This window comes from Paenibacillus sp. FSL H7-0442 (assembly GCF_038593105.1).
In the GTDB taxonomy this organism is placed as follows: domain Bacteria; phylum Bacillota; class Bacilli; order Paenibacillales; family Paenibacillaceae; genus Paenibacillus; species Paenibacillus polymyxa_D.
In genome coordinates this window covers 3391130-3411464 of record NZ_CP151963.1, presented here as the reverse complement: position 1 = coordinate 3411464, position 20335 = coordinate 3391130, and the positions used below count along the sequence as shown (strand labels likewise).

The following is a 20335-nucleotide window of genomic DNA, read 5'->3' as shown; positions in this document are numbered from 1 at the left end:
AATTTGTACATCATAGAGGTGAAAGAACGATGCTGGTCACTTTGTCTATACGGAATTTGGCGGTCGTAGAGGCCGTCGATGTTCATTTTTATAAAGGGTTTCATGTGTTGAGCGGGGAAACAGGTGCTGGTAAATCCATTATTATCGATGCGCTTGGGCTAATTGCAGGCGGTAGGGGCTCTGCTGATTTAGTACGTTACGGTTGTGATAAAGCAGAGATGGAAGCCTTGTTTGAACTGCCAGTAAAACATCCCGTTTGGAATACACTTGAGGAACAAGGGATTAAGGCTAATGCGGAGGAGCATTTGCTAATTCGTCGTGAACTTACGGTTCAGGGAAAAAGCTCTTCTCGAATTAACGGCCAGATGGTTAATTTAACGATGCTGCGTGAGGTAGGTGAACAACTCGTCAATATACACGGGCAGCATGAGCATCAAAGCCTGCTACGTGCAGATCGCCATCTGGCGCTGCTGGATACGTTCGGTGATTCGGTGATCGGTCAGGTCAAAACGCTTTATCGGGAGCGTTACAATGCTTTTGTCAAAGCGGAAAAAGAAGTAAGAGAACTGCAAAGCTCCAGTCAAAAGGCTTATCAGCTTTTGGATATGTACCGATTTCAACTAGAAGAGATCGCTGCGGCGGAGTTGAAATTGGGAGAAGATGAATTATTGGCAGAAGAACGGGTCAAGCTATCCCATAGTGAGAAAATGATGGATGGGATATCAGGAGCATACGAACTCTTAAGCGGCAGAGGTGGACTGGATACGATCAATAACGTGTTGTCCAGATTGAACGATGTCCAAAACTATGACAGCAAAAGCCTTCAGCCCATTGCAGAGCAGATTCAGTCTGCTTTTTACCAGTTGGAGGACGCAGCATTCCAATTACGTTCTTATCGTGAGGATATTGAATTTAATCCAGGCAAGCTGCATGAAGTGGAACAACGTTTGAATCAAATTACCGGATTACAGCGAAAATATGGTGATAGTATAGAGCAGATTTTGGAATACTATAGCCGTATTGAGCAGGAAACCGATCTGCTGGAAAATAAAGATGAGCGGCTGGAGCAGCTCATTGCAAAACGGGACGAGTTGCTGTCCGATTTGCTTGAGATTTCGGAAGAGCTTACAGAAGCACGTGAAATTTGCGCTGAAGAGCTTGCAGAGCAAGTGGAGCAGGAGTTAAAAGACCTACAGATGGAAAGAACGTCACTCAAGGTGCGCATTGATCCAATTGAAGATCCACGCGGATATGAGTACAAAGGTCTGAAGGTAAGACCTACCAAGCAGGGCATTGATAATGCTGAATTTCTTATTTCCCCTAATCCAGGTGAGCCATTACGTCCACTTGGTAAGATCGCTTCAGGCGGTGAGCTATCACGTATCATGTTGGCGATGAAAAGTATTTTTGCGCGTCATGATCAAATTCCAGTACTCATTTTTGACGAGGTGGATACTGGGGTGAGTGGTCGTGCAGCTCAATCCATTGCCGAGAAGCTATATCTTTTATCTTCCGTTTGTCAGGTGTTCTCCATTACTCATTTGCCACAGGTGGCATGTATGGCAGATCATCAGTACCTTATTGAGAAAAATGTTCATGACGGACGGACCATGACTCAAATTGAGGGACTTACGGAGGACGGGCGTGTTAAAGAATTGGCACGGATGCTGGGCGGTGTGGAAATTACCGAAAAAACATTGCATCACGCACAGGAAATGCTGAATTTGGCGGAAGGAAAGAAAGCCTGAAAAGAGCGGCCGGCGTAATGTTTAACAGTTATAAAAGCCTGGGGGCAAGGTTACCTTATAGGTACGCAATTGGCGACCACCTTTACTCGTCAAGCGAAAGAAGCAAAGGGAGCGTGACAGCCATTGAATTTTTACTCCAGGATCAAATTGCTCGGTCTTTTGCTTGTTTTTCTTATGTGTTCTATCGGTAACGCTCAGCATGTGCAAGCAGCGCTGCCTCCACAAGCTTCTTTGGATTTGTTCGGTTCTAAAAGCGTGAGGACAACCCAAGAAAGTGTAATTCCCGATTTAAAAGTATACCCGGGAGGGCAGACGATTGGGGTTAAAGTAAAATCTTCAGGAGTGCTTGTCGTCGGTCACCATATCATTCAGGAAAGTAATGATCGTAAGGTATCACCTGGTGAAACAGCGGGGATTCGCCTAGGGGATCGGATTACACACATGAACGGCAAACCACTCAATAGCCTGGCAAGGGTTGCTGAAGTAGTAGACGAAGCAGGTAAGAATAAAAAGGCGCTCGACATTACGCTTTGTCGAGGTGAGCAGACCATTTCCACCAAGTTAACACCAGCATATGATCAGGATGATAAAGCATGGCGGCTTGGGTTGTATATTAGGGACTCGGCTGCAGGTGTAGGTACATTAACGTTTTACGCACCAGACCAAGGTGTATACGGGGCCTTGGGCCACGTAATTACCGATATGAATACCCAAACCCCTATTGTCGTGGGAAGCGGAGAGATTGTGCAGTCCAATGTGACATCAATTGCGAAAAGCCAAAGTGGGGAACCAGGAGAAAAACGCGCTCATTTTCTCAAAGATCATCGGGTATTAGGAAATATTGAACGAAATACGAATTTCGGAATCTTTGGGAAAATGTCAGATGAGCCGCAATATGGATTGTATTCGACTCCTATTCCGGTGGCTCTTGCGAATGAAGTAAAGGAAGGACCTGCAGAAATTTTGACTGTACTGGAAGGTCAACAAATTCAGCGGTTTCAGGCGGAAATTGTACACATTTCTCAGCAGGACAAACCGGCAACCAAAGGACTTGTGATTCGTATTGTAGATCCAAAGCTGTTGGATAAGACCGGGGGAATCGTGCAAGGAATGAGCGGTAGTCCGATCATCCAAAATGGTAAGCTTATCGGGGCTGTAACACATGTATTTGTGAATGATCCTAAATCAGGTTACGGTTGTTTTATCGAATGGATGCTGCGCGATGCAGGAATCATGCAGAATAACGTAAGCTTAAAATCATCTTCTAATCTTAAGGCGAGCTAGTGGCCTTAAGATTTTTTTGTCGAAAAGCAGGGGAATAGCTCATAATTGCAAGATAAAGAATCAATTATAATAGAAACTATAAAAAAAATAAATAAAAATAATTTTCGACAGAAGGAATTCATAATTCGATGTCGAAATCATATACTCCGACAAGAAATATTTATATACTGTAAACAGATATCACAATGGAATATCACTCAATGAGGAGGAAGTACATTGCAAAAAATTGAGGTATTGTTGGCTGATGACAACCGGGAATTTACGAATTTGCTTGCTGAATATATTTCCGATCAGGAGGATATGGAAGTTACAGGAATCGCCTATAACGGCGAAGAAGTGCTCCAACGCATCGCAGAATCCCGCAACATACCTGATGTACTTATTTTGGATATTATTATGCCTCATCTGGATGGTCTGGGTGTATTGGAGCGTTTGAGAGAAATGAACCTGACTCCACAGCCGAAAATCATTATGCTGACTGCATTCGGTCAAGAAAATATTACACAGAGGGCCGTACAGCTCGGGGCATCTTATTATATTTTGAAGCCGTTTGACATGGAAGTGCTGGCTAACCGTGTTCGCCAATTGGTGGGACCTCAGTTAGTTAACAGCAGTCCGGTGACCATTTCATCCATGCGGTCCAACGTTGTACCTATGGGTAAGACGAAAAACCTGGATGCCAGTATCACGGCCATCATACATGAAATTGGTGTACCAGCTCACATCAAGGGCTATCAATATTTACGTGAAGCCATTACGATGGTGTACAATAATATCGAAATTTTAGGAGCCATCACCAAAACATTATATCCGGCAATTGCCGAAAAGTTCAAAACGACGGCATCTCGCGTAGAACGCGCCATTCGTCATGCTATCGAGGTAGCATGGACCCGCGGAAATATCGACAGCATTTCACACCTGTTCGGTTACACCATTAATATCAGTAAGTCCAAACCAACCAATTCAGAGTTCATAGCGATGGTGGCAGATAAGCTGAGAATTGAGAACAAGGTGTCCTGAAAGGGCCAGAATGATTGATGAAGCAAGGAATTCTTGGGTTTTGACGTTTATCAATGATAATTGTAGGGACGGCTACGAATCTCCACAACAGCCGTCCCGATACCGATATACTTCTGAATAGTGGACAACTAATACCGCCTTTTTATTGGTTCTTCCAGACACCAGTAAAGGAGCGGTATTTTTTATAATTAAAACAATCTTTCAAATGAGGTGAATCGGATGTCTTTCCGTACTGTTCGAAGTATTTAGTTTCCGGGTTGGAAAAAACGCGTACCAGCCGTCAAGGGGGGAGTCTATCCTTTTGACTAAACAAACTAAAATTTTGAATATCGGTCTGCTAGCCCGTAGCTTTTATCCTTATTTGGAAGGTGAAAAGTAAATGAATTCAATAGAGTATAAAGAGTTTTATGATAAGATTGGAAAAATCAACGGATGGGATTTCAGTAACGTGAAATGTATCTCCAAAGGCGTAAAATGGGACTTCTACAATGAAGTAGCGAAGACATGCAAGAAGTCGGACATATTGCTTGACATCGGTACTGGCGGCGGGGAAGCCATTTTATCAATAGCAGATTCTGCATTACTTCTAGTTGGGATTGACTATTCCACCGGAATGATTGAAACAGCAACCAAGAATTCTGCTGAATCAGACATAGCAAATGTTCGTTTTCTCCAGATGGGTGCTGAAAATCTAAATTTTCCTGAGAACTTCTTTAATGTAATCTCTTCTCGACACTCATGTTTTTATGCAAAAGAAATAGAAAAGGTGTTAGTAAAGGGTGGTATGTTCCTGACACAGCAAGTAAGCGAAAACGACAAATTAAATATTAAAGAAGCGTTTGGAAGAGGACAGGCATGGGGTGCTAAGAAAGACTCGTTAAAAGCTAAATATATTACGGAATTAAGTGATGCGGGCTTTAACGACATACAGTCATTTGAATTCAATGCAACCGAATATTATCAGACTCCTGCAGACTTAATATTTCTCTTGAAATACACTCCAATAGTTCCTAACTTCGGAGAAAAAGAAATTGATTTTCAAATACTCCAACAATTTATTTTGGAAAACCAAACCGAAATAGGAATAAGGACAAATTCAGAACGATTTATGGTGATTGCTAGGAAGTAAAACATAAAGAGATACCCGTTTTGGGTATCTTTTTTTTAAACTTAGAAGTTTGATGCAATAAGTGAATAAAGATTTGCAGCATCTCTCTTGCTATATATGACGGTACAATTGTTGGGAATTATAAAACATAATACTCTACAAGAGGTATATAATATAAACCTGAATTAGTTCCGCTAACCATCACAAAGAAAAATTTTCCTTTTGTAGACAGTTCTGAAATTCTCTTTAATTTTGATATAAACTATGTGTCGTTTCTTGTCGATATAGTATCTAATATAAAGAGAACTGAGGAGCGAATATATGAAATTTAACATTCGAACAAAATTGATATTGGGTTTTCTTGCGGTAATAATATTATTGATTGTCATTAGTACAACATCTATCTCAAAAATGAAAAATTTAGGCGACACTTCGATGGAAATAGATAGCCATTGGATGCCAAGTGTGACTATCCTGGGAACACTAAATGGTGATATATCTGATGTAGAGCGGATCTCATTAAACATTATTGTAGAACGCGACGCGGAGGAAATGGAGAAGGTTCAGGCCGAATTTGATAAGGTTCTAAAAAAGGTTGAGGACGGCCGAAAAACATACGAAAAATTAATTGCTACCCCTAAAGAACGCGAAATGTATGAAGAATTCTCCAAAAATTATACGGAGTATTTGGCTAAGTTGCCAGAAGTGATTGAAGCGGGTAAAGCTAATGATTACACTCAATCAAGCATCCTTCATCAAGAGTCCTATAAGTTATGGTATAGTTCAAACGATATGATCAGTCAGCTCATTAAATTGAATGCAGACGGATCTAAACAGACTACGAAAGAAGCTGTTGATAACTTTATTTCAGGGAGACAATTGGTCATCGTTTTGAGTATAGCAGCCGTTATATTAGCATTGATCATGGCAATCATCATAGCCCAAATCATTTCTAAACCTATCTTGCGGATCAGTCGTGCTGCTGAAAGTATTGCATCGGGTGATCTTACAAGTGAAGCTATCGATGTGAAGGGCAAGGACGAGATCAGTACATTGGCACATTCCTTCAATGTTATGGTTGAGAACCTTCGTGAACTGATTCAATCTGTGAGTAAGACGACTGAGTTGGTAACCACTTCCTCAGAAGAATTGACGGCCAGTGCAGAGCAAAACAGCCAAGCTTCTGCACAAATAACCGAAACGGTGCAAGAAGTAGCTACTGGAACAGGAGACCAGGTGGATATGGTGACGAAATCGTCCCAAGCTATTGAGGAAATGTCTATCGGTGTTGAGCAAATCGCCATCCGCGCGCAAAATGTATTCGCATCTGCGCAAGATGCAGCCCATAAATCGGCTGAAGGTAACCAGATGATTCAGCAGGCAGTTACGCAGATGAATGCCGTGAATGATTCCATGAATGGATTAGCAGATCTCATGGGTGGATTGGGAGAGCGCTCAGACGAAATTGGCAAGATCATTGATGTTATCACCAATATTTCTAGTCAGACCAACCTTCTTGCCTTGAACGCTGCGATTGAAGCGGCCCGCGCAGGGGAACATGGTCGCGGATTTGCTGTAGTTGCAGGCGAAGTTCGCAAGTTGGCCGAACAATCAGCTCACTCTGCTCAACAAATTACGGAGCTTGTGGGATTGATTCAAAAGGATACTTCCCATGCAATTGAGGCGGTAGCATCCAACGGGAAGGATGTCATGACAGGGCGTGAAGTTGTACAAAATGCAGGCGCATCGTTTGAACTCATTCAGGAAACCGTCAATAAAGTGGCCAGTGAAATTGAAGAGGTCTCTGCTGGATCGGAGCAAATGTCTGCAAGTACCGATGAGATTGTTGGCTTTGTTAAACAAATTTCAGCAATTGCTGAAGAGGCTGCAGCCGGGACACAGCACGTGTCTGCTGCGACTCAAGAACAGCTGGCATCGATGGAGGAAATTGCTTCCTCTGCAAGAAACTTGTCCAAAATGGCAGAAGATCTGCAAGGGCAAATTGGTAAATTCAAAGTATAATCCATATACTGCTTTTTATGTTTCAGAGAATAGCTGCTCTATGTGAGCGGCTTTTTTCTGTTTCTTATTAATACATTGCGATCAAAGAGTGGAAGATAAGAAGAGCCTGTAATTGGAATGATATGATATAATGGTGGGAAATTCTTTGGGTTGGAGTGACGTCATGAACAATAAGACTGAACTTAAAGCAAGTGACCTACGTCAGTTAGCGATAGATAAAATTATAGCTACACCATTTTTGAATGATTTTAAATATCTGAAAAGCAGAAAAGTTTTGAAAAAAGACACCAAGGAATTTATATTTGAAATTTATTTTGGTGCGACTAAATATGGTGCATTAAAAGTTTATATTATCGTGGAATCCAAAGAAATAAAAAAGAAGTATAGTACGGGGGCTTGTTTTCACAGTGAGTTGATTGCTTTGACCAAGAAATATACGGAAAACAGGGATTACCTTGTGTCCACAGAAGCAGAAAGAGAGCGCGTGATCCAAGAGATTATTGAAGATATCTACACTTTCGCGTTGCCTTTTTTCAAGCGATTTGAACATGTAGAAACACTAGCAGAACAAGTACATAAGTCAGGTTTTTTACCGCATCGCAAACGCTTTGATAAGTTTAATCCGTTGACGAAAAGATTCATTGATTTTTATTATCAAGGGGAGTAATGTAGCCATCTGAGGCATTTTTGTTCTTGTTCTCACCATTGAGCAGTAGATAAGCATTTTGATAAGGAGAACGATTTCCATAGAGTAGATATTATCGTTTTTCAAAAGGATGATGTACAATTTGTAAAACGGTCAATGTACTCCTCAGGAGAAGATGATTTACCTAACATGCTCAATTTCTTGCTAAGAGGTGAGTCGGATGTTGCATTGGAGGGTACGGTTTTTATGTGGGTAGGCATTGGATGAACAGCACAGAGGCTGTACACACGGGTATATTGTAATGAATAAAACTATAGGCTAAGTCATCGCATTGAACGGGCTAGTGGTATTAACCCAATTGATTCTAAAGCAAAGGCGGGGATGAGAGCATGTGGAATAGTCTGACTTGGGTGTTCTTCGGCGTGTTGTTGGTGGCATTGGGTTTGATTGTTAAAGCAAGGCGTAATCGCAGCAGCAACAAACAAGTGAATGAACAGCGGGGCAGTAATGTCGTTGAATTTCGTCCTCGTAAGTCTGCTCGACAATCCCGCACTGGAAATGAATCTAAGTCTAAAGGGTCTTCCGGTTCACGCGTGAATACAAAAGCAGCAGGTATTCAGGCCCAAACTGGATTTGGACTGTCTGACTCAATCCAGGGCACTGGCAAGCAAAAATGTTCCTTTTGTAAAAAAGAAGAGAAATTAACCTTCTATGCGGATGACAATGGATCGCTGTATGGGGTCTGCAAAGAGTGTAAACATAAGGCGGAAAGACAAGATATGTTGCCACTTTAGTCTATACAGACTGTTGAGGACCATCATTAAGAGAATTCTTAAACTAATAAAAACTCCCAACCCATGTAGTAATTGGTTAGGAGTTTTTTGCCTATGTTCTACATTGTTATCTAAGTTGCCTGTCAATTAATTCCTCAAGCGCATCTGCTATGTGATCTGGTCCATAGGATAGCTCTTCCCGGCTTAAGCTCAACCAGGCATGACGCTCATCCATATCAAAGGCACTCTCCAGCCAACCAGACAACCCTCTGCCCCTGCGGTCTACTTCTACAAGCACATGCACACCCTCGGGTTCCAACTGCATAACCAACTCTAGTTCCTCGATATCCCGTGCATATTCCGAGCCGGGCGTAAATTCAAACTCCTGCACGAATGGAACACTGCGTCCAAGCTTGGGGTGACGTTCGCATGAGGAGGAGCGGAATCGGAAACCCAACAGGTGAACCGCCTCAAACACTGTATTCATATAGGGATGTGGCTCAATTTTGAGTGAATCACGATCGGTCGGGTCCAAAGCCATGCCAATATCTAATGCTGTTTCCAGCCAGACGGGCTGTTTGGCGTGAGTAACAGGAGTTTCCAACGGCAATCTGAAGGAAAAAGGAATTTCAAGCTCTTGTCCTTGCTCTAGATGAAAGCCGTCAGATACCTTAATTCGTGCAATGCAGCAGGTGGTGGTAGTTTTTTTATCATCGTGCTCCACGATATATTCAGTCTTGAGCTCGATGTCAATTTTGCCGATTTCCTGATCAATTTTGCCGCCTTTGATGCGCATGACGCCACTAAGTTCTTCCCCAGGCACATATACGGCTTGATCCACCAGCGTATCAACTTTAGCTGAACCGATTCCTGCGCTTGCTAAGATTTTGTTAAAGAAACTCATTATTCCTTCCCCCCATATAATCTCATGGTCATGATATACAAACGAAGACTAAAAACTTGTACAGCTTAACCGGATATACGGGGGAATGATTCGAATCGTTCCAAAAAAATGCAAGAAAAAAGTCACTGGTACTCACGTAGGCATATTGCAGTTTGTCGATCCATCTGTCTACTAATCGCAGTTCACTTTATGAGGAGGTATAAAGCAATTTCGACAACGAGGCTCATAAGCCTCAGAGTCGCCGATCATCACAATAGGTCCCACAGTGGAAGGTTTACCATTTACCATACGTTGCGTAAATACTGCTTCCGAGCTGCCACATACAGCGCAAAAGGAAGTCAGCTTCTCGATGTCATCCGCCATGGCGAGCAGACCACCGACATAGCCGAATTCCTTGCCTCGGTAATCCAGATTCAGCCCATCGGCAATGACATGCTTGCCGCAATAAGCTAGCTCTTGTACGAGCGACATAATATGACGACTGAAAAACTGGACTTCGTCAAAGGCAACCACATCGGCATCTTTCGTTTCTTGCAAAATACGCTGAACGAGCTCATCTGTGAGTTTTCTGGGGATAGAGATAGCGGGCAGGCGATATCCGATCCGGCTTACTATTTCGTCCTCGGCATAACGGTTATCTTCAGCGGGTTTGTAAGCGACCACTTTACGATGCCCGTATTGGATTAGTTTTTGACAGCGGCGAATCAATTCGCCGGATTTTTCACTGAACATGGGGCCTGTAATAATCGTAATTCGTCCTGTAGGCAAAGCGAATTCCCCTCTCTCTAACATGTACATAACACTGTTAATCTTCTTCTCCGAAAGAAAACGCCATTATAGATTACCATAACCAGCCGTATACAGACTAGAGAAAATATATTGATTTTCGACATGTTTTTGTATGTCCATTCCTAAAACGTAAATGTGGTCGTCATTGCTCTGCCGCCGCGGGCATGATATGGTGAAGCGTAGTGGAATGAAGGGAAGAGTGAAAGGCATGGACGAAAAAAATACGGATTATAGTGCCAAAAAAGGAGCATTACTGGAGCAAGGGCTTATCAGCCCGCAAGCTCTAGAACTCATCACTGAGCTGGAGACAGAGCTGAACTTTCTGCGCAAGCAAAATGAATCATTTCGCAAGGCGCTGCGAGCCAAATCAGCACAAAGTCCAAGGATGTCTACCAAATTACGAGATGCGCTGTATGAATGATATGGAAAGAGATCTAGATTAAAGGGTTAACTTTTTTGTAGCCTATGCCTAAACGCTATATTTTGTACAGTGAAATAAAGAGAGTACAATAAGCTATATATAATCAATTGTTAATGGAGGAGAAACATGACTATACATTGTGATGTCGCTATTTTGGGTGGAGGAACCGGGGGGTATGTAGCAGCTATTCGTGCCGCCCAGCTTGGCAAAGAAGTGGTTATCATCGAAAAGGACAAGCTTGGCGGAACCTGTCTGCACCGTGGTTGCATTCCGAGTAAGGCCTTGCTGCGCAGTGCGGAAGTATATGCGACAATTAAGGAAAGTGCACAATACGGTATTGAGACATCGGGAGCACAGCTTGTATTTCCCAAGGTTCAGGAGCGTAAGGAAGCCGTTGTGGAGCAGTTGCATCAGGGCGTTCAATTTTTGATGCGTAAAAATAAAATTACGGTGCTGAGCGGTAAGGGACGCGTGATTGGGCCGTCTATATTTTCTCCAAAAAGCGGGGCAGTTGCTGTGGAATTAGAAGATGGCGAGATGGAGACGATTGTTCCTGCACATCTCATTATTGCAACGGGATCACGCCCGCGTGTGCTGTCCGGGCTAGAGCCAGATGGCGAATTTATTCTGAGCAGTGACGAAGCGTTAACGATGGAGGAGCTACCCGCATCCCTGATTATCGTGGGCGGTGGTGTGATTGGCGTGGAGTGGGCTTCCATGCTAAATGATTTTGGCGTAGAGGTTACGGTGGTTGAAGCCGCGAATCGCCTCATCCCCACGGAAGACGAAGACGTTTCGCGTGAAATGCAGCGCTTGTTAACCAAGCGTGGTGTCAAGGTGCTGACGGGTTCACAAGTGCTGGCTAAAACATACGACAAAGATGAGGAAGGCGTACAGATTGACGTGCAAAAAGGGGAAGAAACCGAAACCCTCAGCGCTTCCAAATTGCTCATTTCTGTAGGGCGTCAGGCCAATGTGGAAAATATCGGGCTGGAAAATACGGATATCCGCGTAGAGCATGGCTTTATCTCGGTTAATGAGCATTTGCAGACGAATGAGCCACATATTTACGCCATTGGAGATTGTATCGGCGGCTTACAACTGGCGCATGCGGCAAGCCATGAAGGTTTGCAGGCGGTTCATCATCTGGCGGGCGAAGAGTTTCACAGTGTACCTAACCATCTGATTCCGCGGTGTATTTATACACGGCCTGAAGCCGCGAGTGTCGGCTTAACGGAGCAAGAAGCCCGTGAGCGTGGACATCAGGTGAAGACAGGGAAATTTCCTTTTCAAGCTATCGGAAAATCGCTAGTATACGGCAGTCGGGACGGCTTCGTCAAAGTAGTGGCCGACGAGAAGACCCATGATATTCTCGGTGTACATATGATCGGTACGCATGTGACGGATCTGATCAGCGAGGCCGCTCTTGCGCAACTGCTGGATGCTACGCCGTGGGAAGTCGGACAGCTTATTCACCCGCATCCGACGTTGTCGGAGATTTTGGGAGAAGCGATGTTGGCCGTTGATGGACAGGCGATTGGCATATAGACCTTTCAAATAAATCGGTGCTTTTCTTTTTGGGCAGAAAAGGATTATAATGGGGTTAGCCAGAGTTTAGTACCAGGTTTTAAGACAAGATGGTACTAGGTACTGGAAGTAGGATGTTTGACACTTAAGGAGGTGCCTCAATGAGTTCTAAAGGCGCTGTAGACGCTGGCTTCAGACATGAGCAGCTGGGACTTACTCACGGACAAGTTATTGATATGTACAGATATATGTTGCTCGCAAGAAGATTTGACGAGCGCAACATGCTCCTGCAACGGGCAGGGAAAATTAATTTCCACGTTTCTGGCATTGGACAGGAGGCGGCACAAGTAGGTGCAGCTTTCGGCCTTGACCGGGAAAAGGACTATTTTCTTCCCTATTATCGGGATTATGGATTCGTGCTTGCGGTAGGAATGACGCCGCGCGAACTGATGCTGTCGGCATTTGCTAAGGCAGATGATCCCAATAGCGGTGGTCGCCAGATGCCAGGTCATTTTGGTAGTAAACGGCTACGTATTGTGACAGGCTCCAGCCCAGTAACGACACAGGTTCCGCATGCAGTGGGTGTAGCTTTGGCTGCCAAAATGCAGAAAAAGGATTTTGTATCATTTGTTACGTTTGGGGAAGGCTCCAGCAATCAGGGAGATTTTCACGAGGGCTGTAACTTTGCTGGTGTACAGAAGCTGCCAGTCATCATTATGTGCGAGAACAATCAATATGCGATATCGGTTCCGATTCATAAACAGTTGGCAGGCAAGGTAAGCGACCGTGCATTGGGATATGGATTCCCAGGGATTCGAGTCGATGGTAATGATGCGTTGGCCGTATATGCGGCGGTGAAAGAAGCACGGGAACGTGCTGTCCGTGGTGAAGGTCCTACGTTGATCGAAGCCATGATGTACCGTCTGTCTCCTCACTCCACCTCGGATAATGATCTGGCTTACCGAACCAAGGAGGAAGTGGATGAGAATTGGGCCAAGGATGGCGTAGCCCGTATGAAAAGCTACTTGATTGAATGCGGCATTTGGGATGAGGCCAAGGATGCGGATCTGTCGGCTGAGCTGCTGCTCGAAATCAAGGAAGCGATTGAATATGCAGATAATGCGCCTTTTCCAAAGCCCGAAGATACGCTGCTGCATGTGTATGCAGATAGCGATGGGGAGGGCCTGTAACGATGGCGATTATGGAATATATTGATGCGATTCGTCTTGCGATGAAAGAAGAGATGGAGCAGGATGAAACAGTTTTTGTATTAGGTGAGGATGTTGGGGTGAAGGGCGGTGTCTTTACAACGACAAAGGGACTGATGGACCAATTCGGTGAGCAACGTGTCATGGATACGCCATTGGCTGAGTCGGCTATTGCCGGGGTAGCGATTGGTGCAGCCATGTACGGAATGAAGCCGATTGCTGAAATGCAATATTCGGACTTCATGCTTCCGGCGACGAATCAGATTATTAGTGAAGCAGCTAAAATCCGCTACCGCTCTAACAACGATTGGAACTGTCCTGTTGTAATTCGCGCACCAATCGGTGGAGGGATCTTTGGCGGTTTGTATCACTCTCAGTGTCCAGAATCTATCTTTTTTGGTACGCCGGGTTTGAAAATTGTTGCTCCATTTACACCTTATGACGCAAAAGGATTGCTGAAAGCAGCCATTCGTGACCCTGATCCAGTGCTATTTTTTGAAAATAAAAAATCCTACAAGCTGATCAAGGGTGAAGTGCCTGAGGATGATTATATCGTTCCGATTGGCAAGGCTAATCTATTACGTGAGGGTGACGATATTACGGTCATCGGTTATAGCCAGCCTTTGCATTTTGTCATGCAGGCTGCTGAGGAATTGGAGAAGGAAGAGGGCATTACTGCACAGGTTGTGGATTTGCGCACACTCCAACCGCTGGACCGCGAAGCCATTGTTGAGGCTGCACGACATACGGGTAAGGTATTAATCGTGCATGAGGACAACAAAACGGGCGGCATCGGTGCCGAGGTATCGGCTATTATTAATGAGGAATGTCTGTTCGAGCTGGATGCACCGATTGAGCGCCTATGTGCTCCTGATGTGCCAGCCATGCCGATTAGCCCACCGATGGAGAAGTTTTATATGTTAAACAAGGATAAAGTGAAGGAAGCCATGCGCCGTCTTGCAATGTATTAATATAGGGAAGATTGGACGAAAGCATTCCAAAAGTGTAGTGGGGTAGCGGTAAAACGCGCCCTTCTATGATGTTAAGGAGTTGAAAAAATGTCAGACCAAACACAATGGAACGACGTGACCATGCCACAATTGGCAGAATCGCTCGTATCGGCGACAATTGCCAAATGGCTCAAACAACCTGGGGAAACGGTAGAGCAATTCGAGCCGATTTGCGAGGTTATTACAGATAAAGTGAATGCAGAAATTCCATCCACATTGGACGGCATTATGGGTGATCTGTTGGCAGAGGAAGGTCAGACAGTAGCGGTAGGTGAGTTAATTTGCCGTATTCAGACGAAGTCGGCTGCACCTGCAGTGGCATCAGGGGCGACACCTGTTGCACCAGCATCTCAAAGCACCGTACAAACACAAACTCAGCAGAGTGCTGGATCGGATCAGTCCATGAGAGGACGGTTTTCCCCAGCGGTGCAAACCCTGGCTGCTGAGCATAATGTGGACTTAAGCCAAGTACCAGGCACGGGCATGGGGGGACGAATTACCCGCAAAGACGTGCTGAATTATGTGCAGCGGGGCAGTTCCGCTGCCACTGGAGCATCTGGACAGCCGACTGTGACGGCAACAGGACAAGGCTCTCCTTTTGCAGGAAGACAGCAGTCTGCCCCTCAGTACAGTACACCGATTCAAAATATGGACCCTGCTATTCCGGTTCGTAACAGTGGGATTCATTTGACGGAGGCTCCAAAAGCTCCTGTGATCGAAGTTGAGGGTGGCAACAATAACAGATCCGAGTATTTTATTGATGTTACACCCATTCGCAGTGCAATTGCTCGCAATATGCGACAAAGCGTTTCGGAAATTCCACATGCATGGACGACGATTGAGGTGGATGTGACCAATCTGGTGATGCTCCGCAACAAGATTAAAAACGAATTTAAGCAAAAAGAAGGAATTAATATTACGTATCTGGCTTTCCTCATGAAAGCAGTCGTGAATGCAATCAAGGAATATCCGATTATGAATTCGGTCTGGGCAGTGGATAAAATTATCGTCAAAAGAGACATCAATATTTCGCTAGCCGTGGGTACAGAGGACTCCGTTCTTACCCCTGTTATTAAAAAAGCGGATCAGAAAAATATTGCTGGATTAGCTCGTGAAATTGACGATTTGGCACGTAAAACCCGGGAAGGCACGCTCAAATTGGACGACATGCAAGGCGGAACGTTCACTGTAAACAACACAGGCTCCTTTGGTTCCATTTTATCTTATCCGGTGATTAACTATCCGCAGGCTGCAATTCTTACCTTTGAATCCATTGTCAAAAGACCCGTGGTTATCGATGATATGATTGCAGTTCGCTCAATGGCTAATTTGTGCTTGTCGCTGGATCATCGTATTTTGGATGGAGTGATCTGTGGACGATTCTTGCAACGGGTTAAAGAAAATCTTGAAGGCTACACTTTGGATACGAAGCTGTACTAATCATCCGAACAGTTGAGGAAATGTACGGAGAGGAAGTGACAGGCCGTGAACAGACGACCGCTTGATGTAACCTATACGAATAGGATGGAATATGCCCATGCATGGGATGTCCAGAAGGAGATTGTGGGAAAGCTGGATGCGGGAGAGGCAAGAGAAACGCTTATGCTTCTCCAGCATCCACCGACCTACACGATTGGCTCTCAGCGGCATCCTGAGCATTTGCTCCTCACACCAGAGCAACTGAAGGAGCAGGGAATCAGCGTCTTTCAGATTGACCGTGGGGGAGACATTACATATCATGGGCCGGGGCAGCTTGTCGGATATCCTCTACTTATGCTCGGCAACCGGGAGGCGCTGAATCTGCATGGATACCTTCGAAGTCTGGAGGAAGTGATCATTCGGTTGTTGGCATCTTATGGGGTTGAGGGAAGTCGTAAGCCTGAATATACGGGGGTATGGATCGGGAATCTTAAAATTGCGGCCATTGGTGTCAAATTCAACAAGTGTAAGCACCGCCGGGGCTTCGTAACCAGCCATGGCTTTGCCTTTAACATCAAATCAGGGATACAGCATGAGGGCTTTGAGGGCATTGTCCCGTGCGGAATTCAGGAATACGGTGTGACATCATTGGAGGACTGCATACAGAAGCCTACGTCGGTGGAGCAGATTGCGAAGGAAATTGTACCGTACTTTGAACAGCAATTTTCATTTGCTGCGCAATGGCAAACGCATTCTTTCCAATAAAGGTAAGGCGGGCTATTGTGTATTTACACGGGAGCCCGCCTGTTTGCTTTACGTAACAGCTCGTCCACTCAAGGCTTCATAATGCCTTAGAGCAGCCGGATACCTTGAGCGGTATAGTTATTATAGTGGCATAATAAACGGCTCAATTACCATGAACAGTGTAGAACCAATCATAGCTGCGAGCATAATGTAGACGAAAAAACGAACCCATTTTTTGTTCGACATGTGTAACTCCTTTAGGATAGGTTTAAGTCATAGATAAGAACATCTATCCGTATTGTAGCGTAATCGGGAAAGAGAGGAAAGTTTAATGACAGTAAAAGTAGTAAAAGACCGAATCGTACAGGAATTTATGGAACTCGTACAGGTGGATAGCGAAACGAGAAATGAGCAGGAAATATCACGCGTCCTAAAAGAAAAGTTTAATGCTCTCGGGCTGGAAGTAATGGAAGACGATTCTCGTGAAAGAACTGGACATGGTTCAGGCAATCTGATCGTCACCTGGAAAGCGGAAGGTGTAGAGCAAGCACCCAAATTATTTTTTACCTGCCACATGGATACCGTTACTCCGGGTAAAGGCATTAAGCCGCAGTTGGGTGAGGATGGCTGGATTCGTAGTGACGGTTCAACGATTCTGGGGTCTGACGACAAGGCGGGAATTGCTGCTTTGTTCGAGGCGATTCGTGTCGTGCGTGAACAGAATATTCCCCATGGTCAAATCCAGTTCGTGATTACGGCTGGCGAGGAATCTGGTTTGATGGGGGCACGTGCGATGAAGCCAGACGTGCTAGATTCTGATTTCGGATATGCTTTGGATTCGAATGGTGAGGTCGGCTCTATTTGTATAGCTGCCCCCACGCAGGCACGTATTGAAATGAAGATTACTGGGAAGTCCGCTCATGCGGGGGTAAATCCCGAAGATGGCATTAGTGCCATTCAGGTCGCTTCTAAAGCAATTTCTAAAATGAAACTAGGACGGATTGATAAGGAAACGACCGCTAACATCGGCAGTTTTGAGGGCGGCGGCGCGACGAATGTGGTATGCGATTTTGTGTTGATCCGTGCAGAGGCACGTAGTATTGTGCAGGAAAAGGTTAATCATCAAATTCAGCATATGCGTGAAGCGCTGGAAACCACCGCACGCGAATTTGGTGCACAGGGAGAGTTCCGCAGTGAAGTCATCTATCCGGCATTCAGCTTTACGGAGCATGATGAAGTTGTACAGGTTGCACAACGTGCAATTCAAGGACTGGGACTGGCAACGCCAACCTTTCATTCCGGTGGTGGCTCAGATGCAAATGTGTTCAACGGGCTTGGAATTCCGACGGTGAATTTGGCTGTGGGCTATCAGAACATCCATACAACAGAGGAAAAGATCAAGGCCGATGACCTGGTGAAGGTTGCTGAAGTTGTCGTAGCTCTGATTCAAGAAACCACAAAATAAACTTGTATCATACACTTGCAATATATTGAAAAAAGGTTCAGGTTAAAGACAGGAACAGTGTTCCTTCGTCTTTAGACCTGAACCTTTTTTGGAACAACTAGCGAAGCGATAGTGGCTGTAGGTCCGTGTTCCTTTTGCCATTGGCGCAAGAGTGCTTGAATCTGCCAAGCTTTACCAACGATATGGAGGGTGCTTTCAGTACGGTAGCTTTTCATTTCTGCATCTCCTCATGACAGGAAGTTTGTTATTCTACCACCAACTTATGTACAAAGTGGACAAGTTAGACTAACTTTGGTGATAATTAATAAAGAAAGATAGATATGAAGGAGGAAACTTACTGATGAACGAGCAAACGAATGGACAATTGAACAATTCAACAAACGATGCACCTCGCAAGCCTTATTCGAATCCTGCGCTAGACGAAAAGACCGTGTCCACACAGCCTATCTTTGAGGGAAAGGTTATTACATTACAGGTGGACACGGTAGAGCTTCCCGACGGCTCCACTGGAAAGCGTGAGATCGTAAAGCATCCAGGTGCGGTGGCTGTTTTGGCTCTACATGAAGGGAAAATGCTGGTCGTGGACCAGTACAGACAGGCGATGGGGCGCTGTGAGGTGGAAATTCCTGCAGGTAAGCTGGAGCGGGGTGAAGACCCGATGGAAGCAGCGGGACGTGAGCTGAGAGAAGAGACAGGTTATACTGCCAAGTCGTTGAAGCTGCTGCATTCCTTTTATACCTCTCCTGGGTTTGCGGATGAAATCATTCATCTGTATGTGGCCGAAGAGCTGGAGTTAGGTGAGATGGAACCGGATGAGGATGAATTTCTGGAGCTGTTTGAGGTGACGCTGGAAGAAGCACAGACGCTCATTCGTGAAGGACGGATTAGTGATGCCAAAACGATTCTGGCCGTCTATGCATGGCAACTCCGCCAACTTACAGGGAGCTTCTAAGCGTATGGATGAAAATATAGTAGAACTTAACGACTACTTTGCAGACTTGCATATTCATATTGGCAGGACAGAGAAGGGAAATCCGGTCAAAATTAGTGGCAGTCGCGATCTGACCTTTGCCAACATAGCTAAGGAAGCCTCCGGTCGCAAAGGAATTGGGCTGATCGGTATCATTGACTGCCATGCACCTAATGTACAGGAGGATATTCGTACCTATTTACATACGGGTGAAATGAAGGAAATCAGCGGCGGCGGTATCGCATACCAGGATACGGTTATTCTCCTTGGCACGGAGCTGGAAATACGTGCTGAAGGTCGCCCTGAGGCGCACGTACTGGCCTACTTTCCAGATCTGGCGGCGATGGAGGATTTTACCCAATGGCTGGCCCGGCATATGAAAAATGTTAATCTCAGCTCACAACGAATCTATGCACCGCCACGCGAGTTGCAGCAGCAAATTTACGGACGTGGAGGCATTATGGTGCCAGCGCACGTGTTTACTCCTCATAAGGGCATATACGGCAGTTCAGCGGCCCGTATGGAGGAACTGCTGGATATGGAGCTCATTAGTGGGGTGGAGCTGGGACTGAGCGCAGATTCGTCTATGGCCGGTTTAATTTCGGAACTGGATCGCTTCAGCTTTCTCACGAATTCAGATGCCCATTCACTCGGGAAAATCGGACGAGAATACAATAAATTATCACTGGCGAAGCCGTGTTTTGATGAATTCAGAATGGCTTTGGAGCGGCGGGAAGGACGACGGGTGCGTGCCAACTACGGATTAAATCCAAAACTGGGCAAATACCATCGCTCTTACTGTCAAAGCTGCGGTACGATTATTGACGAGCAACAGATGGCGGATGAACGCTGTCCTGACTGTGGTCATACCAAGCTGGTGCGAGGAGTGCTGGATCGAATATGGAGCATTGCCGACCGTGAGCAACCCATGATTCCCTCCCATCGTCCGCCGTACATTTACCAGATTCCACTGGAATTTATTCCAGGTCTGGGCAAAGCCAAGCTGAACCAGCTATTGGCTGCATTTGGAACAGAAATGAATATTTTACATGAGGTTACACAGGAGGAGTTAGCAGCAGTCGTCGGAAAAGTGCTGGCAGAGCAAATTGTGCTTTCACGCGAGGGGCGACTGTCGCTTGTATCCGGTGGTGGTGGAACATACGGCAAAATAGCTAAGTCCTAGTAAAGTCTTGTCCCTCTAAAGGCATATCAGCGTCTGCTTGTTCATAACCATAAATTATCTATGCCGCTGGCTTGGCACATCATTCGTGATGTTT

20 protein-coding genes are annotated in these 20335 nt (G+C 45.2%); 16 read left to right on the top strand and 4 right to left on the bottom strand.

The window, feature by feature from the left end; all coding sequences use genetic code 11:
* The first annotated feature begins 29 nt into the window (after positions 1-29).
* The 7 genes from recN (at position 30) to MHH57_RS14920 (ending at position 8622) form a co-directional block, all read left to right on the top strand.
* Positions 30-1748, top strand: coding sequence for a DNA repair protein RecN (gene recN, locus MHH57_RS14950; protein ID WP_342434264.1), 1719 nt, complete (start codon positions 30-32; stop codon positions 1746-1748).
* 123 nt (positions 1749-1871) lie between these two features.
* A complete protein-coding gene (gene spoIVB / locus MHH57_RS14945) occupies positions 1872-3032 on the top strand; it encodes a SpoIVB peptidase (RefSeq protein ID WP_069012724.1) in 1161 nt (386 codons plus the stop codon).
* 216 nt (positions 3033-3248) lie between these two features.
* Positions 3249-4052 carry a sporulation transcription factor Spo0A gene (gene spo0A / locus MHH57_RS14940; RefSeq protein ID WP_029517271.1) on the top strand — a complete coding sequence of 268 codons (804 nt, stop codon included), beginning with the start codon at positions 3249-3251 and terminating at the stop codon, positions 4050-4052.
* 379 nt (positions 4053-4431) lie between these two features.
* A complete protein-coding gene (locus tag MHH57_RS14935) occupies positions 4432-5181 on the top strand; it encodes a class I SAM-dependent methyltransferase (RefSeq protein ID WP_342424982.1) in 750 nt (249 codons plus the stop codon).
* 300 nt (positions 5182-5481) lie between these two features.
* The gene (locus MHH57_RS14930) at positions 5482-7182 is read left to right on the top strand and encodes a methyl-accepting chemotaxis protein (protein ID WP_342434263.1); all 1701 of its coding nucleotides are present in this window, start codon (positions 5482-5484) and stop codon (positions 7180-7182) included.
* Between the two features lie 163 nt (positions 7183-7345).
* Positions 7346-7849: a hypothetical protein gene (locus MHH57_RS14925; protein WP_342434262.1), complete on the top strand. Its 504-nt coding sequence runs from the start codon at positions 7346-7348 to the stop codon at positions 7847-7849.
* A 368-nt stretch (positions 7850-8217) separates the two neighbouring features.
* Entirely contained in the window at positions 8218-8622 is a 405-nt protein-coding gene (locus MHH57_RS14920; protein WP_029517277.1) for a hypothetical protein, read from the top strand.
* Between the two features lie 106 nt (positions 8623-8728).
* Here MHH57_RS14920 and MHH57_RS14915 read toward each other — a convergent pair whose 3' ends face one another.
* Positions 8729-9505: a sporulation protein gene (locus MHH57_RS14915; protein ID WP_029517278.1), complete on the bottom strand. Its 777-nt coding sequence runs from the start codon at positions 9503-9505 to the stop codon at positions 8729-8731.
* 171 nt (positions 9506-9676) lie between these two features.
* The gene (locus MHH57_RS14910; RefSeq protein WP_023989232.1) at positions 9677-10273 is read right to left on the bottom strand and encodes a thymidine kinase; all 597 of its coding nucleotides are present in this window, start codon (positions 10271-10273) and stop codon (positions 9677-9679) included.
* A gap of 208 nt (positions 10274-10481) precedes the next feature.
* Here MHH57_RS14910 and MHH57_RS14905 point away from each other — a divergent pair, with 208 nt between their 5' ends.
* From MHH57_RS14905 to lipB, 6 genes are all read left to right on the top strand, one after another.
* On the top strand, positions 10482-10715 hold the full coding sequence (locus MHH57_RS14905) for a hypothetical protein (protein ID WP_013310799.1): 234 nt from the start codon (positions 10482-10484) through the stop codon (positions 10713-10715).
* A 126-nt stretch (positions 10716-10841) separates the two neighbouring features.
* Positions 10842-12263: a dihydrolipoyl dehydrogenase gene (gene lpdA, locus MHH57_RS14900; protein WP_342434261.1), complete on the top strand. Its 1422-nt coding sequence runs from the start codon at positions 10842-10844 to the stop codon at positions 12261-12263.
* Between the two features lie 140 nt (positions 12264-12403).
* Positions 12404-13432 (top strand): thiamine pyrophosphate-dependent dehydrogenase E1 component subunit alpha, encoded by a 1029-nt coding sequence (locus MHH57_RS14895; protein ID WP_029517281.1) that lies wholly within the window; start codon positions 12404-12406, stop codon positions 13430-13432.
* A gap of 2 nt (positions 13433-13434) precedes the next feature.
* Positions 13435-14421 (top strand): alpha-ketoacid dehydrogenase subunit beta, encoded by a 987-nt coding sequence (locus MHH57_RS14890; protein ID WP_029517282.1) that lies wholly within the window; start codon positions 13435-13437, stop codon positions 14419-14421.
* 87 nt (positions 14422-14508) lie between these two features.
* Positions 14509-15900, top strand: a complete 1392-nt coding sequence (locus MHH57_RS14885; protein WP_340932510.1) for a dihydrolipoamide acetyltransferase family protein — start codon at positions 14509-14511, stop codon at positions 15898-15900.
* 45 nt (positions 15901-15945) lie between these two features.
* Positions 15946-16644: a lipoyl(octanoyl) transferase LipB gene (gene lipB / locus MHH57_RS14880; RefSeq protein WP_029517284.1), complete on the top strand. Its 699-nt coding sequence runs from the start codon at positions 15946-15948 to the stop codon at positions 16642-16644.
* Between the two features lie 120 nt (positions 16645-16764).
* Here lipB and prli42 read toward each other — a convergent pair whose 3' ends face one another.
* Positions 16765-16869 carry a stressosome-associated protein Prli42 gene (prli42, locus tag MHH57_RS14875; protein ID WP_023989226.1) on the bottom strand — a complete coding sequence of 35 codons (105 nt, stop codon included), beginning with the start codon at positions 16867-16869 and terminating at the stop codon, positions 16765-16767.
* Positions 16870-16954: 85 nt separating this feature from the next.
* On the opposite strand from prli42, the gene MHH57_RS14870 reads away from it, so the two are divergent.
* The gene (locus MHH57_RS14870; RefSeq protein ID WP_029517285.1) at positions 16955-18088 is read left to right on the top strand and encodes a tripeptidase T; all 1134 of its coding nucleotides are present in this window, start codon (positions 16955-16957) and stop codon (positions 18086-18088) included.
* 71 nt (positions 18089-18159) lie between these two features.
* Here MHH57_RS14870 and mciZ read toward each other — a convergent pair whose 3' ends face one another.
* Complete coding sequence (gene mciZ / locus MHH57_RS14865) at positions 18160-18303, bottom strand: Z-ring formation inhibitor MciZ (protein ID WP_080658620.1); 144 nt, start codon at positions 18301-18303, stop codon at positions 18160-18162.
* Between the two features lie 125 nt (positions 18304-18428).
* On the opposite strand from mciZ, the gene MHH57_RS14860 reads away from it, so the two are divergent.
* Positions 18429-19040 carry an NUDIX hydrolase gene (locus MHH57_RS14860; RefSeq protein ID WP_029517286.1) on the top strand — a complete coding sequence of 204 codons (612 nt, stop codon included), beginning with the start codon at positions 18429-18431 and terminating at the stop codon, positions 19038-19040.
* Positions 19041-19044: 4 nt separating this feature from the next.
* Complete coding sequence (locus MHH57_RS14855) at positions 19045-20241, top strand: endonuclease Q family protein (RefSeq protein WP_029517287.1); 1197 nt, start codon at positions 19045-19047, stop codon at positions 20239-20241.
* Positions 20242-20335 lie beyond the last annotated feature (94 nt).

Excerpts from the sequence above, each read along its gene's own strand:
- lpdA (WP_342434261.1), top strand. The coding sequence starts at position 10,842 with ATGACTATACATTGTGATGTCGCTATTTTGGGTGGAGGAACCGGGGGG.
- mciZ (WP_080658620.1), bottom strand. The coding sequence starts at position 18,303 with ATGAAAAGCTACCGTACTGAAAGCACCCTCCATATCGTTGGTAAAGCT.
- recN (WP_342434264.1), top strand. The coding sequence starts at position 30 with ATGCTGGTCACTTTGTCTATACGGAATTTGGCGGTCGTAGAGGCCGTC.
- MHH57_RS14930 (WP_342434263.1), top strand. The coding sequence starts at position 5,482 with ATGAAATTTAACATTCGAACAAAATTGATATTGGGTTTTCTTGCGGTA.
- MHH57_RS14860 (WP_029517286.1), top strand. The coding sequence starts at position 18,429 with ATGAACGAGCAAACGAATGGACAATTGAACAATTCAACAAACGATGCA.
- MHH57_RS14905 (WP_013310799.1), top strand. The coding sequence starts at position 10,482 with ATGAAGGGAAGAGTGAAAGGCATGGACGAAAAAAATACGGATTATAGT.
- MHH57_RS14870 (WP_029517285.1), top strand. The coding sequence starts at position 16,955 with ATGACAGTAAAAGTAGTAAAAGACCGAATCGTACAGGAATTTATGGAA.
- MHH57_RS14895 (WP_029517281.1), top strand. The coding sequence starts at position 12,404 with ATGAGTTCTAAAGGCGCTGTAGACGCTGGCTTCAGACATGAGCAGCTG.
- MHH57_RS14885 (WP_340932510.1), top strand. The coding sequence starts at position 14,509 with ATGTCAGACCAAACACAATGGAACGACGTGACCATGCCACAATTGGCA.
- MHH57_RS14915 (WP_029517278.1), bottom strand. The coding sequence starts at position 9,505 with ATGAGTTTCTTTAACAAAATCTTAGCAAGCGCAGGAATCGGTTCAGCT.
- MHH57_RS14935 (WP_342424982.1), top strand. The coding sequence starts at position 4,432 with ATGAATTCAATAGAGTATAAAGAGTTTTATGATAAGATTGGAAAAATC.
- MHH57_RS14925 (WP_342434262.1), top strand. The coding sequence starts at position 7,346 with ATGAACAATAAGACTGAACTTAAAGCAAGTGACCTACGTCAGTTAGCG.
- prli42 (WP_023989226.1), bottom strand. The coding sequence starts at position 16,869 with ATGTCGAACAAAAAATGGGTTCGTTTTTTCGTCTACATTATGCTCGCA.
- MHH57_RS14890 (WP_029517282.1), top strand. The coding sequence starts at position 13,435 with ATGGCGATTATGGAATATATTGATGCGATTCGTCTTGCGATGAAAGAA.
- MHH57_RS14920 (WP_029517277.1), top strand. The coding sequence starts at position 8,218 with ATGTGGAATAGTCTGACTTGGGTGTTCTTCGGCGTGTTGTTGGTGGCA.
- MHH57_RS14855 (WP_029517287.1), top strand. The coding sequence starts at position 19,045 with ATGGATGAAAATATAGTAGAACTTAACGACTACTTTGCAGACTTGCAT.